The sequence below is a fragment of the Serratia sp. K-E0102 genome (assembly GCF_029962625.1).
GTDB lineage: Bacteria > Pseudomonadota > Gammaproteobacteria > Enterobacterales > Enterobacteriaceae > Serratia > Serratia sarumanii.
In genome coordinates this window covers 1,656,200-1,670,117 of the sequence record NZ_CP124754.1, presented here as the reverse complement: position 1 = coordinate 1,670,117, position 13,918 = coordinate 1,656,200, and the positions used below count along the sequence as shown (strand labels likewise).

Genomic DNA, 13,918 nt, shown 5'->3' with positions numbered 1-13,918 from the left:
ACGGATGGACAGCAAAAGCATGGTGGTGAACTGTGTGGCGTACAAAGCCGGCCAACGGCTGGGCGAAGTGACCATCGACGATATCAGCGAGGTGGTCAAACAGCCGGATACCTTCATCTGGCTGGGGCTGCGGCAGCCGGAGCCGGCGTTTATGCGCAAGGTGCAGGAAGAGTTCGGCCTGCACGATCTGGCGATCGAAGACGCGCTGTGCGCGCACCAGCGGCCGAAGCTGGAAACCTACGGCGACTCGCTGTTCATCGTGGTGAAAACCGCGCAGTGGGGCGAGAACGACGAAATCGAATACGGCGAAACCCATTTCTTCGTCGGCAAAAACTTTCTGGTGACGGTGCGCCACGGCGCCTCGCCCAGCTACGCGCCGATCCGCGCCAAGGCGGAGGAGAACCGCAAGCAGATGTGCCGCGGGCCAGGCTTCGCCCTCTATTCGGTGCTGGACTTCGTGGTGGACAACTACCGCAGCGTGGTGACGCGCTTCGAGAGCACCATCGAGAATATCGAAGCCAACATGTTTCAGTCGGAGTTCGATCAGGCGGCGATCGAGAACGTCTATACCCTGCGCCGCCACCTGTTGGCGCTGCGCAACGCCGCGCTGCCGATGGATGAAATCTGCAACCAGCTGATCCGCCTGCACGAAGAGGTGATCCCGAAAGAGCTGCGCGCCTATGTGCGTGATGTGCAGGATCACGCGCATCAGGTGGTCAGCAATATCGACGACATGCGCGAAATGCTGACCAACGCCATGCACGTCAACCTGGCGTTGGTGACGGTCAAACAGAACGAAGTGGTGAAACGCCTGGCGGGCTGGGGGGCGATTTTGGCCATCCCGACGGTGATCTTCAGCCTGTACGGCATGAACTTCGCCGACATGCCGGAACTGAAGTTCCCGTGGGCCTACCACGCCACGCTGGGGGTGACCGCCGTCGGCTGCATTTTCCTGTATCAGAAGCTGAAGAAATCGGGCTGGCTGTAAGCGCCAAAACGGCGGGTTTTCCCGCCGGAGAAACGATCTGCGGAGCGGCCCGCCACGCCGCTTCAATACAGCATCGGCCGCCGATCGCGATGCACGTGATTGTGGCGGCCGATGTGCTTGTCATCGGCCGAGCCGATATCCATCGATGCCAGCACCATGCCTTCGCCTGCCAGGCTCTGCGTCAATGGATAGCCGTCGGCGTCGACGATCACCGAGCCGCCGATCCACGCAACGCCGCGCTCCGTTTCGCAACGATCGCACACCGCGATGAACAGCCGATTGACGGCGGCGTTGGCCTGCGCCTTCACCATTTCCGCCGGCCGTTCGCCCTGCGGGCGCGGTGCCAGCGGCCAGTTGACCGGCGCGCACAGCAGCTGAGCGCCGGCCAGCGCCGGCAGCCGTACCCACTCAGGGAATTCGAGATCGTAACAGATCATCACCGCCAACCGGCCAAAGCGGGTCTCGACGACCGGCGGCGGCCGATCGCCGGCGGTAAAGATGGTGCTCTCTTCATGCCACAGGTGCGCTTTGCGATAAATCGCCCTCACCCCCTGCGCATCGATCAATGCCGCGCTGTTGGCCACCTCGCCATCGGGCAGGCGCTCGCAGAAACCGGCGACGATCGCCACATCCAACTCGCGCGCCAGGGCTCCCCACAGGCTGAGGCTAGGCCCGTCTTCAGCCTCGGCCAACGCCCGCGCCTCCGCCTTATCGCGCAGCACGTAGCCGCTGTTCACCAGCTCCGGCAGCACGATAACGTTGGCGCCGCGCTGCGCCGCCCGGCGGGTAGCCTGGGCGGACAGCGCCCGATTATGTTCCGCTTCCCCGACCCGCAACGCTAACTGGCAGCATGCGACGCTGATTTTTTCCTTCACTCCCAATCTCCTTACGACCGCCGTTAAACCCATTCGGGAGCCGTGCGCCCCGCCCTCCAGTAAAGCAGCAAAGGCGCCGCGATAAAAGCTCAGTGCGTTTCAGCGCTCGGTTTGGGTCTGCAGCTGCGCTGCCGGGCGGCTCAACAGGCTGCCCAGCACGAAGGCGACGCCGCCGCCCAGCAGGCCGCCGTAGATTGGGCTGTTGGCGTCGATGCCGTGCCAGACCATCAGCCCCACCACGCACAGGCTGCCGGTCAGCATGCTGGCGATGGCGCCGGCGCTGGTGGCGCGCGGCCAGAAGATCGCCCCCACCAGCGGGATCAGCATGCCGCCCACCAACAGGTTGTAAGCCAGGGTCAGCGCCGCCAGCACGTCGCGCACCACGAATGCCAGCCCCAGCATGACCGCGCCCATGAGGAGCGTGGTGAAGCGCCCGGCGGCCAACTCGCCGGAAGGTTTGCGCCGGATGGCCGGCAATACGTCCTCCAGCGCGATGGTGGAAGAGGCCAGCAGGCAGGCGCTGGCGGTGGACATCAGCGCCGCCAACGCCGCGGCGGCCACCAGCCCGCTGACGCCGACCGGCAACACCGCCTGCGCGATAGCGGCGAAGGCGCCGTCGGTGTTGCTGAGCGACGGCAGCACGATCTTGCCGGCCATGCCGATCAGCGCGCCGGTCACGCCGTACAGCACGCAGTAGACGCCCGCCCCCAGCCCGGCGAAGCGCGCCACGTTGGCGCTGCGGGCGGTAAATACCCGCTGCCAGATGTCCTGGCCGATCAGAATGCCGAAGAAATAGATCAGGAAAAATACCAGAATGGTGTCCAGCCCGATCGACGACAGCTGGTAGTAACCGGCGGGCAGCAGGCTGGTGAACGCCTCCCAGCCGCCGGCCTTGACGATGCTCATCGGCATCAGCACCAGCATCATGCCGACGGTCATGATGATGAACTGAATGATGTCGGTCAGCGTCAGCGACCACATGCCCCCCAGCGTCGAATACAGCACCACCAGCCCGCCGCCGAGCAGGATAGACGCGCTGAACGACAGGCCAAACATCACCTGCATCACGCTGCCGATGGCGATGATCGAAGTCACCGCCACCATCAGATCATACGCCAGCATGATCGCGCCGCTGGTAACCCGCGCCGCCGGATGATAGCGCCGCGACAACACCTGGCTGACGGTATACAGCTTCAGCTTGAGCAGCGGCTTGGCCAGCACCAGGCTCAACACCACGATGCCCAGCCCCAGCGCGCCACACAGCCAGACGCCGGAGATGCCGTAGGTGTAGCCGAGCTTGACGCTGCCGATGGTCGACGCGCCGCCGAGCACCACCGCCGACAGCGTGCCCAGATACAGCCCCGGCCCCAGGTTGCGCCCGGCGACCAGATACGCCTCTTTGGAATTGGCGCGGCGAATGCCCATCCACCCCACCGCGCCTATCACCAGAAAGTAAAACACCACGACCAGCAGATCGAGATTCATGGGTACCTCCACTCCGTTGTTATTGTTATCAGGGGCCCCGACGCAACCGCTCCGCCGGTAGGGTCAGTGCGCCGCCTCAGCGGGCCGGCAGCACGCACAACATTTCAAACAGCAGGTTGGCCGCCAGCAGCGCCGTGTTGCCGGAGCGATCGTAAGGCGGCGACACTTCCACCACATCGCCGCCCACCAGGTTCAGCCCGCGGCAGCCGCGCACGATCTCCAGCCCCTGCCAAACCGACAGCCCGCCGACCTCCGGCGTGCCGGTGCCCGGCGCGAAGGCCGGATCCAGCCCGTCGATATCGAAGCTGAGGTAAACCGGCGCATCGCCCATCTGTTCGCGGATCTCCGCCATCAGCGACGTCAGCGATCGGTGCCAGCAGGCCTCGGCCGGCACCACGCGAAAGCCCTGACGGCGCGACCAGTCGAAATCGTCCGCCGCATAGCCGCTGCCGCGCAGGCCGATCTGCACCACTTTTTCCGGCGCCAGCAACCCTTCCTCGAACGCGCGGCGGAAGGTGGTGCCGTGCGCCAGCTGTTCACCGAACATCTCCTCGTTGGTGTCGGAATGCGCATCGACGTGGATCAGCCCGACCGGGCCATGTCGACGGGCGACGGCGCGCAGCACCGGCAGCGTCAGCGTGTGGTCGCCGCCGAGCGTCAACGGCATGCAGCCGTGCGCCAGGATCTCGTGGTAAGCCGCCTCGATGCGCTGCACGCTGTCCGCCAGGCTGTAAGGGTTGATGGCGACATCCCCCAGATCGGCCACCTGCAGCCGTTCGAACGGGGCGGAGCCGGTGCCCATGTTGTAGGGGCGGATCATCACCGATTCCTGGCGGATCTGGCGCGGGCCATAGCGGGTGCCGCTGCGGTTGGAGGTGCCGATATCCAGCGGAATGCCGACAAAGGCGGCGTCCAAACCGCGCGCCTGTTCGGCGGCGGGCAGGCGCATCATGGTGGGGATACCGGCAAAGCGCGGCATATCGTTACCGCTTTGGGGTTGGTTCAGCATGGCGTTTCCTTGTCTTGATCTGCGATGAATTGAAACATTTGAGCAACATTCGCAGACTACCCCGCTGGCCACCCCGGCTACCATTCCCGCTTTTGCATGTAAACATCGAAAAACGCGATGTAACTAACCTATTGAAGTATTGATTTTTATTTCAACTTCATGCCATAAGGGAGGCCATATCTTCAGCGCCGCACCTATTTTCTCGATGTTAAAAATGGGTTAACCGGCCGACGTTCTGCGGAGGGGACGATGCTCACCAACCTAAGCGATATCGATCTGAAACTGCTGCGGGTATTCGTCGCGGTGGCGGAAGCTCAGGGCGTCAGCGCCGCGCAGGAAGCGCTGCTGATGAACCAGTCCACCATCAGCACTCACCTGGCCTCGCTGGAAACCCGGCTGGGTTTTCGCCTGTGCCAGCGCGGACGCTCCGGCTTCCGGCTGACGCCCAAGGGCGAACGCATGCTGATCGCCTGCCGCTCGCTGTTCAACGCCGCCCGCGACTTCACCCGAGTCAGCCAGTCGCTGAACGGCCTGCTGACCGGCGATCTGCAGATCGGTCTGGTGGATAATCTGGTTTCGCTGCCGGGCAATCCGTTCAGCCAGGCCATCAAACACTTCCAGCGCCGCCACCAGGACGTGCAATTGCAGTGCCGCATCTGTTCGCCGAACGAGATTGAGCAAGGGCTGCTGCACCGGCAGCTCGATCTGGGCATCGGCTACTTTGGCCAGCAGTTGGAGGCGCTGCGTTATCAGCCATGGCTGGAGGAGACGCAGGCGATCTACTGCAGCGCGGATCACCCGCTGTTCGCGGTGGAAGAACCGGAGCGCGAGCAGATTGAAAACGCGCGCTGGGTCAAGCGCGGCTACCTGTTGGCGCAGCAGCTGTGCCCGATCGCGCCGCCTCACCTGGCGGCGGTGGCCCACCATATGGAAAGCGTCGCCCATCTGGTGCTGAGCGGCACCTGTCTCGGCTATCTGCCCACCCACTACGCGGCGCGCTGGGTGGAACAGGGGCTGCTGCGGCAGCTGGGCGGCGCGGCGCTCTCTTACCGCGCCACGCTCAGCCTGGTCAGCCGCCCCGTCCAGCCCGACGAGGCGTTGAACGCGCTGCTGGAGGATTTGGCGCGCGCCGGCGAAAAAAAAGCCCCGCATGCGCGGGGCCTGACGGACGTTAGCTGACCGGCATGCGCGCCGGATCGGGATACTGATACTCAAAACCCAGCTCGTTGCAGATGCGGTTGCCGTCCACCAGCCGCTCATCCTGCTCCGCTTCGTCGGCGAACTGCGGCGGCTCCAGGTGCAGCTGTTCGGCCAGCGCCGGATAAAATTCGCGTTTGGCCGGATGACGCGGCGCGCATAGGTTGTATACGTGGCCGCCCTTCGGCAGCTTCAGCAGCAGTTGGATGGCGGCGATGACGTCGTCCTGATGCACCAGATTCACCCCCTGCGAACCGCCCTTCACGTCGAGTTTGCCCGCCAGGAAGCGGCCGGGGTGGCGATCGGCGCCCACCAGCCCCGCCAACCGCAGAATGTCCACTGAGGTATTCGGCAATTCATGCAGCCAGCCCTCCAGCTCGGCCAGCACCCGGCCCGACGGCGAGACCGGCCGCAGCGGCGACTCTTCGCGCAGCGTGCCGGCGGTTTCGCCGTACACCGAGGTGGAACTGGTGAAGATCACGCGCGGCACGCCGAAGGCCATCGCGCTGTCCACCAGCATGCGCACCGCATTGAAATAGTTCTCGCTGCCTTCGACGGTGCGGCGCGCGGGCAGCGTCACCACCAGCGCATCCACGCGCAGCAGTGATTCCAGATCGTCCGGATCGCACACCAGCTCCGGCGTCAGCTCCAGTTGATAGCATTCGATGCCGCTCATGCGCGCGGCCTCGACGCCGTCCGGCGTGGTTTTGCTGCCGACCACGTCATACCCGCGGCCCATCAGCGATAACGCCAACGGCATGCCCAGCCAACCCAAACCAATAATGGCTACCTTTTTCATCCTCTTCCTCTCCTGAAGATCGCAGCGCCCTGCCCCTAAGGCTACGCCACTGTGCACGGCGATACAATCTGCCCGGCTTAAGGTTAGGTAAAGCCGTGTGTGGCTAATAACCTAACCTGTTTCAATAAATTAAATTTATGACGTTAAAAAAGGGTTGCGCGGTGGACAGCGGATAGTTTAGCTTAATCGGCATACGGTTTTTACCGGCTTTTGATTAGAGAAAAACACCATGACACGCGTTCAGTTCAACCACCATCATCACCATCACCCTGACTAGTCTTTCAGGCGATGTGTGCTGGAAGACGGTTTGTTAATCTTCCAGTGGCGCGCAGAACGCAAGAGAGAGCCCTCGGAAGATTTCTTCCGAGGGTTTTTTTTTGGCTTCGGACAGACAGAAAGAATATTTTTACAACAAATTCATGAAATTACAGATTAAACAGAGGTTACCATGCTGGACAAGACACGTTTACGGATCGCAATGCAGAAGTCGGGCCGCCTGAGCGAGGAATCCCAGGAACTGCTGGCGCGCTGCGGCATCAAGATCAACCTGCAGCAGCAGCGCCTGATCGCCTTCGCGGAAAACATGCCGATCGATATCCTGCGCGTGCGCGATGACGACATTCCGGGCCTGGTGATGGACGGCGTGGTCGATCTGGGCATCATCGGCGAAAACGTGCTGGAAGAAGAGCTGCTCAGCCGCCGCGCTCAGGGCGAAGACCCGCGTTACTTCACCCTGCGCCGCCTCGATTTCGGCGGCTGCCGCCTGTCGCTGGCCACCCCGCTCGACGCCGAATACACCGGCCCGCAAAGCCTGCAGGACGCCCGCATCGCCACCTCTTACCCGCACCTGCTGAAGCAATACCTCGACAAGCAGGGCGTGCGCTTCAAATCTTGCCTGCTGAACGGTTCGGTGGAAGTGGCGCCGCGCGCCGGCCTGGCCGACGCCATCTGCGATCTGGTCTCTACCGGCGCCACGCTGGAGGCCAACGGCCTGCGCGAGGTGGAGGTGATCTACCGCTCCAAGGCCTGCCTGATCCAGCGCGACGGCGAAATGCCGGAAGCCAAACAGCAGCTGATCGACCGCCTGATGACCCGCATTCAGGGCGTGATCCAGGCGCGTGAATCCAAATACATCATGCTGCACGCGCCGAGCGAGAAGCTGGACGAGATCGTCGCGCTGCTGCCGGGCGCCGAACGCCCGACCATTCTGCCGCTGGCCGGCGCGCAGAACCGCGTGGCGATGCACATGGTGAGCAGCGAAACCCTGTTCTGGGAAACCATGGAAAAACTGAAAGCGCTCGGCGCCAGCTCGATTCTGGTGCTGCCGATTGAAAAGATGATGGAGTAACGCCATGTCGACCTTCAACACGCCGATCGACTGGGCAACGTGCAGCGCCGAACGCCAGGCCGAGCTGCTGATGCGCCCGGCAATCGCCGCTTCCGACAGCATCACCCGCACGGTGAGCGAGATCCTCGACAACGTGAAGGCCAACGGCGATCGGGCGCTGCGCGACTATAGCGCCCGCTTCGACAAGGCGGAAGTCGCCGCGCTGCGCGTCAGCGCCGAGCAGATCGCCGCCGCCTGCGCGCGACTGGGCGATGACATCAAACAGGCGATGGCGGTGGCCGTCGCCAACGTGGACACCTTCCACAACGCGCAGCGACTGCCAGCGGTGGACGTCGAAACCCAGCCGGGCGTGCGCTGCCAGCAGGTGACCCGCCCAATCGACTCGGTGGGCCTGTATATTCCCGGCGGGTCGGCGCCGCTGTTCTCCACCGTGCTGATGCTGGCGACGCCAGCGCGCATCGCCGGCTGCCGCCGGGTGGTGCTGTGCTCGCCGCCGCCGATCGCCGATGAGATCCTGTATGCGGCGCAGCTGTGCGGCGTGCAGGAAGTGTTTCAGGTCGGGGGCGCACAGGCGATCGCCGCCCTGGCGTTCGGCACCGAAAGCGTGCCGCGCGTGGCGAAAATCTTCGGGCCGGGCAACGCCTTCGTGACCGAAGCCAAGCGGCAGGTCAGCCAGCGTCTCGACGGCGCGGCCATTGACATGCCGGCCGGCCCTTCGGAGGTGCTGGTGATCGCCGATGCCGGCGCCACCCCGGCATTCGTCGCTTCCGATCTGCTGTCGCAGGCCGAACACGGCCCGGATTCGCAGGTGATCCTGCTGACGCCGGACGCGGCGATGGCGCAGGCGGTGGCCGAAGCGGTGGAAAGCCAGCTGGCCGAGCTGCCGCGCGCCGAGACCGCCCGCCAGGCGCTGGCGAGCAGCCGCCTGATCGTGGCGCGCGATCTGCCAGAGTGCGTGGCCATCAGCAACCGCTACGGCCCGGAGCACCTGATCATTCAGACCCGCAATGCGCGCGAGCTGGTGGACGGCATCACCAGCGCCGGCTCAGTGTTCCTCGGCGACTGGTCGCCGGAGTCCGCCGGCGATTACGCCTCCGGCACCAACCACGTGCTGCCGACCTACGGTTACACCGCCACCTGCTCCAGCCTGGGGCTGGCCGATTTTCAAAAACGCATGACGGTGCAGGAGCTGACGCCGCAGGGCTTCAGCAACCTGGCCGCCACCATCGAGACCCTGGCCGCCGCCGAGCAGCTGATCGCCCACAAGAACGCCGTGACCCTGCGCGTCGCCGCCCTGAAGGAGCAAGCATGAGCATCGAAAAACTGGCGCGCGCCAACGTTCGCGAGCTGACCCCTTATCAATCGGCGCGCCGCCTCGGCGGTAAGGGCGACGTGTGGCTGAACGCCAACGAATACCCGATCGCGCCCGAGTTCCAGCTGACCGCGCAAACCTTCAACCGCTATCCGGAGTGCCAGCCGGCGCAGGTAATCGAACGCTACGCCGCCTACGCCGGGGTGAAGAAAGAGCAGGTGCTGGTCAGCCGCGGCGCCGATGAAGGCATCGAACTGCTGATCCGCGCCTTCTGCGAGCCGGGCAAAGACGCCATTCTGTTCTGCCCGCCGACCTACGGCATGTACGCCGTCAGCGCCGAAACCTTCGGCGTGGAGCGCCGCACCGTGGCCGCCAAAGAGGACTGGCAGCTGGATCTGCCGGCCATCGCAGACAGCATGGACAACGTGAAGCTGATCTACGTCTGCAGCCCGAACAACCCGACCGGCAACCTGATCGACCCGGACTCGCTGCGCAACCTGCTGGAGCTGGCCAAAGGCAAGGCGATCGTCGCGGTGGACGAAGCCTATATCGAGTTTTGCCCGCAGGCCTCGGTGGCCGGGTGGCTGAGCGACTATCCGCATCTGGCTATCCTGCGCACGCTGTCGAAGGCCTTTGCGCTGGCCGGCCTGCGCTGCGGCTTTACGCTCGCCAACGAAGATCTGATCGCCCTGCTACTGAAGGTGATCGCGCCTTACCCGCTCTCGACGCCGATGGCGGATATCGCCGCGCAGGCGCTGAGCGAAGAAGGTATCCGCACCATGCGTCAGCGCGTCACCGACATCGCCGCCACCCGCAGCTGGCTGCAGCAACAGCTGGAAAAATGCGCCTGCGTCGAGCAGGTTTTCGCCAGCGACAGCAATTACCTGCTGGCCCGCTTCACCGCCTCAAGTAATGTGTTTAAAAGCTTGTGGGATCAGGGCATTATCTTACGAGACCAAAACAAACAGCCCGGGTTGTCCGGCTGCCTGCGCATCACCATAGGCACCCGCGACGAATGTCAACGCGTGGTGGACGCCTTGTCCGCCCTGCCCGGCGCCAACCAGACTCGCCAGGAGCCAATGTGAGCCAAAAAATCCTCTTTATCGATCGTGACGGCACGCTGATCGCCGAGCCACCGGAAGATTTCCAGGTTGACCGCCTGGACAAGCTGGCGCTCGAGCCGGACGTGATCCCTTCCCTGCTGGCGCTGCAACAGGCGGGGTATCAGCTGGTGATGATCACCAATCAGGATGGGCTCGGCACCGCCAGTTTCCCGCAGGAAACCTTCGATCCGCCGCACAACCTGATGATGCAGATCCTCAGCTCGCAGGGCATTCAGTTCGCCGATGTGCTGATCTGCCCGCACCTGCCGGCGGACAACTGCGACTGCCGCAAGCCGAAAACCGCGCTGGTGAAGGGCTACCTCGAACCCGGCGTGCTGAATGCCGCCCACAGCTACGTGATCGGCGATCGGCCGACCGACGTGCAGCTGGCGGAAAACATGGGCATCCAGGGGCTGCGCTACCAGCGCGGCGTGCTGGGCTGGAAAGAGATCGTGCGCCAGCTGACCCTGCGCGACCGCCACGCGCGGGTTAACCGCGTGACCAAAGAGACGCAGATCGACGTCAACGTCTGGCTGGATCACGAAGGCGGCAGCAAGATCAAAACCGGCGTCGGCTTCTTCGATCACATGCTGGATCAGATCGCCACCCACGGCGGCTTCCGCATGGAGATCGACGTCAAAGGCGATCTGTATATCGACGATCACCACACGGTGGAAGACACCGGTCTGGCGCTGGGTGAAGCGCTGAACAAGGCGCTTGGCGACAAGCGCGGCATCGCCCGCTTCGGCTTCGTGCTGCCGATGGACGAGTGCCTGGCGCGCTGCGCGCTGGATATTTCCGGCCGCCCGCACCTGGAGTACAAGGCCGAGTTCAACTATCAGCGCGTCGGCGATCTCAGCACCGAAATGGTCGAGCACTTCTTCCGTTCGCTCTCTTACACCATGGGCTGCACGCTGCACCTGAAGACCAAGGGCAAAAACGACCACCACCGGGTCGAGAGCCTGTTCAAAGTGTTTGGCCGCACGCTGCGCCAGGCGATCCGCGTCGAGGGCAATACCCTGCCGAGCTCGAAAGGAGTGCTGTGATGAACGTGGTGATTTTGGATACCGGCTGCGCCAACCTGGCCTCCGTCACCTACGCGGTGCGGCGCCTGGGTTACCAGCCGGAGGTGAGCCGCGATCCGGAGATCGTGCTGCGCGCCGACAAGCTGTTCCTGCCGGGCGTCGGCACCGCGCAGGCGGCGATGGATCAACTGCGCGAGCGCGATCTGATCGAGCTGATCAAGGCCTGCACGCAGCCGGTGCTGGGCATCTGCCTCGGCATGCAGCTGCTGGCGGCCAGCAGCGAAGAGAACGGCGGCGTGACCACGCTCGGCCTCATCGATACGCCGGTCAAGCAGATGACCGACTTTGGCCTGCCGTTGCCGCACATGGGCTGGAACCAGGTGTCCGCGCAGGCGGGCCACCATCTGTTCCGCGGCATCGATGACGGCGCCTACTTCTATTTCGTTCACAGCTATGCGATGCCGATATGCCCCAGCACCATCGCCCAGGCGAACTACGGCGAGCCCTTCACCGCCGCCGTGCAAAAAGACAACTTCTTCGGCGTGCAGTTTCATCCAGAACGTTCTGGAGCGGCCGGCGCACAACTGTTGAAAAACTTTCTGGAGATGTAGGCAGCATGATTATTCCGGCTTTGGATTTGATCGACGGCAAGGTGGTGCGTTTGCATCAGGGCGATTACGGCCAACAGCGCGACTACGGCAACGATCCGCTGTTACGCCTGCAGGACTATCAACAACAGGGCGCGCAGGTGCTGCACCTGGTCGATCTGACCGGCGCCAAGGATCCGGCGGCGCGCCAGATCCCGCTGCTGCGCAAACTGCTGGCGGGGGTTAATGTGCCGGTGCAGGTCGGCGGCGGCATCCGCAACGAGCAAGACGTTAGCGCCCTGCTGGAGGCCGGTGCCACGCGCGTGGTGATCGGCTCCACCGCGGTGAAACAGCCGCAACTGGTGCAGAGCTGGTTCGAGCGCTACGGCGCCGACGCGCTGGTGCTGGCGCTGGACGTGCGCATCGACGCGCAGGGCGTGAAACGCGTGGCCATCAGCGGCTGGCAGGAGGATTCCGACGCCACGCTGGAACAGGTGGTGGAGCAGTTCCTGCCCTACGGGCTGAAGCACGTGCTGTGCACCGACATTTCGCGCGACGGCACGCTGGCCGGTTCCAACGTGGCGCTGTATCAGGCGATCAGCCGCCGCTATCCGCAGGTGGCCTTCCAGGCCTCGGGCGGCATCGGCAATCTGGACGACATCGCCCAGCTGCGCGGCAGCGGCGTTGCCGGCGTGATCGTGGGGCGCGCCCTGCTGGAAGGTAAATTTAGCGTTGAGGAGGCGATCGCATGCTGGCAAAACGGATAATCCCGTGCCTGGATGTTAAAGACGGGCAAGTGGTGAAAGGCGTGCAGTTCCGCAACCACGAAATCATCGGCGACATCGTGCCGCTGGCGCAGCGCTATGCGCAAGAAGGTGCGGACGAGCTGGTGTTTTACGATATCACCGCCTCGAGCGACGGCCGGGTGGTGGACAAAAGCTGGGTATCGCGCGTGGCGGAGGTGATTGATATTCCGTTCTGCGTCGCCGGCGGCATTAAAAGCGCCGAGGACGCCAGCCAGATCCTGTCTTTCGGCGCCGACAAGATTTCGATCAACTCGCCGGCGCTGGCCGATCCCGAGCTGATTAGCCGCCTGGCGGAACGCTTCGGCGTGCAGTGCATCGTCGTGGGCATCGACACCTGGTTCGACAGTGAAACCGGCAAGTATCACGTCAACCAATATACCGGCGACGAGAGCCGCACCCGCATCACCCAGTGGGAAACCCTCGACTGGGTACAGGAAGTGCAGCGCCGCGGCGCCGGTGAGATCGTGCTGAACATGATGAACCAGGACGGCGTGCGCAACGGTTACGATCTGCAGCAGCTGCGCCGGGTGCGCGAGGCCTGCAAGGTGCCACTGATCGCCTCGGGCGGCGCGGGCACTATGGAGCACTTCCTGGAAGCGTTCCGCGATGCGGACGTCGACGGCGCGCTGGCGGCGTCGGTGTTCCACAAACAAATCATCAATATCGGCGAGCTGAAAAGGTTCCTGGTTGAACAAGGCGTGGAGATTCGCGTGTGCTGACAGAACAACAGAACAACCAGCTGGACTGGGAAAAAACCGACGGCCTGATGCCGGCCATCGTGCAACACGCCGTTTCCGGCGAAGTGCTGATGCTGGGTTACATGACGCCGGAAGCGCTGGCGGCCACCGAGCAGAGCGGCAACGTCACCTTCTTCTCGCGCACCAAGCAGCGCCTGTGGACCAAGGGTGAAAGCTCCGGCCACTTCCTCAAGGTGGTCAGCATCACGCCGGACTGCGATAACGACACGCTGCTGGTATTGGCCAACCCGATCGGCCCGACCTGCCACCTCGGCAACAGCAGCTGCTTCCACCCGGCCGCCAGCGACTGGACGTTCCTCTATCAGCTGGAGCAGCTGTTGGCGGAGCGCAAGCACGCCAGCCCGGACAGCTCGTACACTGCCAGCCTGTATGCCAGCGGCACCAAGCGCATTGCGCAGAAGGTCGGGGAAGAAGGCGTGGAAACCGCGCTGGCCGCCACGGTCAACGATCGCGAAGAGCTGACCAACGAGGCCTCGGATCTGATCTATCACCTGCTGGTGCTGCTGCAGGACCAGGATCTGGACCTGAGCGTGGTGATCGGCCGGCTGCGCGAGCGGCATCAGAAAAAAGCGTGACGCTAACTCGCGCCCAATAAAAAAGCCGCCGGGCGTTAACCTCGGCGGCTT

The 13,918-nt window shown here is 63.9% G+C and carries 15 protein-coding genes and 1 other annotated feature; of the genes, 11 read left to right on the top strand and 4 right to left on the bottom strand.

From position 1 onward, the window contains the following. Nucleotides 1-4: 4 nt before the first annotated feature. Nucleotides 5-988 (top strand): magnesium/cobalt transporter CorA, encoded by a 984-nt coding sequence (corA, locus tag SSARUM2_RS07980; protein WP_033637778.1) that lies wholly within the window; start codon nt 5-7, stop codon nt 986-988. A gap of 62 nt (nt 989-1,050) precedes the next feature. Here the strand turns inward: corA and SSARUM2_RS07975 are convergent, their stop codons facing one another. The 3 genes from SSARUM2_RS07975 to speB all read right to left on the bottom strand — a co-directional run bounded on the left by SSARUM2_RS07975 (nt 1,051) and on the right by speB (nt 4,357). Next, entirely contained in the window at nt 1,051-1,863 is an 813-nt protein-coding gene (locus SSARUM2_RS07975; protein ID WP_225845457.1) for a nitrilase-related carbon-nitrogen hydrolase, read from the bottom strand. Nucleotides 1,864-1,962: 99 nt separating this feature from the next. After that, complete coding sequence (locus SSARUM2_RS07970) at nt 1,963-3,348, bottom strand: sodium:solute symporter (RefSeq protein WP_060453208.1); 1,386 nt, start codon at nt 3,346-3,348, stop codon at nt 1,963-1,965. Nucleotides 3,349-3,424: 76 nt separating this feature from the next. Further along, nucleotides 3,425-4,357, bottom strand: a complete 933-nt coding sequence (speB, locus tag SSARUM2_RS07965) for an agmatinase (RefSeq protein ID WP_060453207.1) — start codon at nt 4,355-4,357, stop codon at nt 3,425-3,427. Between the two features lie 249 nt (nt 4,358-4,606). Between speB and SSARUM2_RS07960 the strand changes: the two genes are divergently transcribed. Next, nucleotides 4,607-5,536, top strand: a complete 930-nt coding sequence (locus SSARUM2_RS07960) for a LysR family transcriptional regulator (protein ID WP_060429813.1) — start codon at nt 4,607-4,609, stop codon at nt 5,534-5,536. Here SSARUM2_RS07960 and SSARUM2_RS07955 read toward each other — a convergent pair. Beyond that, entirely contained in the window at nt 5,529-6,353 is an 825-nt protein-coding gene (locus tag SSARUM2_RS07955; RefSeq protein ID WP_033646730.1) for an SDR family oxidoreductase, read from the bottom strand. The genes SSARUM2_RS07960 and SSARUM2_RS07955 overlap by 8 nt on opposite strands. Before the next feature lie 229 nt (nt 6,354-6,582). Here SSARUM2_RS07955 and hisL point away from each other — a divergent pair, with 229 nt between their 5' ends. The 9 genes from hisL (at nt 6,583) to hisIE (ending at nt 13,867) form a co-directional block, all read left to right on the top strand. Next, entirely contained in the window at nt 6,583-6,630 is a 48-nt protein-coding gene (hisL, locus tag SSARUM2_RS07950; protein ID WP_100396937.1) for a his operon leader peptide, read from the top strand. Next, nucleotides 6,606-6,732, top strand: a sequence feature (His leader region). Its footprint overlaps the gene before it by 25 nt. Before the next feature lie 69 nt (nt 6,733-6,801). Continuing rightward, nucleotides 6,802-7,701 (top strand): ATP phosphoribosyltransferase, encoded by a 900-nt coding sequence (gene hisG, locus SSARUM2_RS07945; protein ID WP_033646732.1) that lies wholly within the window; start codon nt 6,802-6,804, stop codon nt 7,699-7,701. Nucleotides 7,702-7,705: 4 nt separating this feature from the next. Next, nucleotides 7,706-9,013 (top strand): histidinol dehydrogenase, encoded by a 1,308-nt coding sequence (gene hisD, locus SSARUM2_RS07940; protein ID WP_033646735.1) that lies wholly within the window; start codon nt 7,706-7,708, stop codon nt 9,011-9,013. Further along, on the top strand, nt 9,010-10,098 hold the full coding sequence (gene hisC / locus SSARUM2_RS07935; protein WP_060438915.1) for a histidinol-phosphate transaminase: 1,089 nt from the start codon (nt 9,010-9,012) through the stop codon (nt 10,096-10,098). The genes hisD and hisC overlap by 4 nt, the downstream gene beginning before the upstream one ends. Further along, nucleotides 10,095-11,162 (top strand): bifunctional histidinol-phosphatase/imidazoleglycerol-phosphate dehydratase HisB, encoded by a 1,068-nt coding sequence (hisB, locus tag SSARUM2_RS07930; protein WP_060438916.1) that lies wholly within the window; start codon nt 10,095-10,097, stop codon nt 11,160-11,162. The genes hisC and hisB overlap by 4 nt, the downstream gene beginning before the upstream one ends. Next, on the top strand, nt 11,162-11,752 hold the full coding sequence (gene hisH / locus SSARUM2_RS07925; RefSeq protein WP_033637766.1) for an imidazole glycerol phosphate synthase subunit HisH: 591 nt from the start codon (nt 11,162-11,164) through the stop codon (nt 11,750-11,752). The genes hisB and hisH overlap by 1 nt, the downstream gene beginning before the upstream one ends. A 5-nt stretch (nt 11,753-11,757) precedes the next feature. Continuing rightward, entirely contained in the window at nt 11,758-12,495 is a 738-nt protein-coding gene (gene hisA, locus SSARUM2_RS07920) for a 1-(5-phosphoribosyl)-5-[(5-phosphoribosylamino)methylideneamino]imidazole-4-carboxamide isomerase (protein ID WP_033637765.1), read from the top strand. Then, on the top strand, nt 12,477-13,253 hold the full coding sequence (hisF, locus tag SSARUM2_RS07915) for an imidazole glycerol phosphate synthase subunit HisF (protein ID WP_033637764.1): 777 nt from the start codon (nt 12,477-12,479) through the stop codon (nt 13,251-13,253). Before hisA ends, hisF begins: the two co-directional genes overlap by 19 nt. Then, on the top strand, nt 13,247-13,867 hold the full coding sequence (hisIE, locus tag SSARUM2_RS07910; protein WP_033654609.1) for a bifunctional phosphoribosyl-AMP cyclohydrolase/phosphoribosyl-ATP diphosphatase HisIE: 621 nt from the start codon (nt 13,247-13,249) through the stop codon (nt 13,865-13,867). The genes hisF and hisIE overlap by 7 nt, the downstream gene beginning before the upstream one ends. The last annotated feature ends 51 nt before the right edge of the window (nt 13,868-13,918 follow it).

Coding starts and splice junctions, on each gene's coding strand:
- corA (WP_033637778.1), top strand. CDS start 5: ATGGACAGCAAAAGCATGGTGGTGAACTGTGTGGCGTACAAAGCCGGC.
- SSARUM2_RS07970 (WP_060453208.1), bottom strand. CDS start 3,348: ATGAATCTCGATCTGCTGGTCGTGGTGTTTTACTTTCTGGTGATAGGC.
- speB (WP_060453207.1), bottom strand. CDS start 4,357: ATGCTGAACCAACCCCAAAGCGGTAACGATATGCCGCGCTTTGCCGGT.
- SSARUM2_RS07960 (WP_060429813.1), top strand. CDS start 4,607: ATGCTCACCAACCTAAGCGATATCGATCTGAAACTGCTGCGGGTATTC.
- SSARUM2_RS07955 (WP_033646730.1), bottom strand. CDS start 6,353: ATGAAAAAGGTAGCCATTATTGGTTTGGGTTGGCTGGGCATGCCGTTG.
- hisG (WP_033646732.1), top strand. CDS start 6,802: ATGCTGGACAAGACACGTTTACGGATCGCAATGCAGAAGTCGGGCCGC.
- hisD (WP_033646735.1), top strand. CDS start 7,706: ATGTCGACCTTCAACACGCCGATCGACTGGGCAACGTGCAGCGCCGAA.
- hisC (WP_060438915.1), top strand. CDS start 9,010: ATGAGCATCGAAAAACTGGCGCGCGCCAACGTTCGCGAGCTGACCCCT.
- hisH (WP_033637766.1), top strand. CDS start 11,162: ATGAACGTGGTGATTTTGGATACCGGCTGCGCCAACCTGGCCTCCGTC.
- hisA (WP_033637765.1), top strand. CDS start 11,758: ATGATTATTCCGGCTTTGGATTTGATCGACGGCAAGGTGGTGCGTTTG.
- hisF (WP_033637764.1), top strand. CDS start 12,477: ATGCTGGCAAAACGGATAATCCCGTGCCTGGATGTTAAAGACGGGCAA.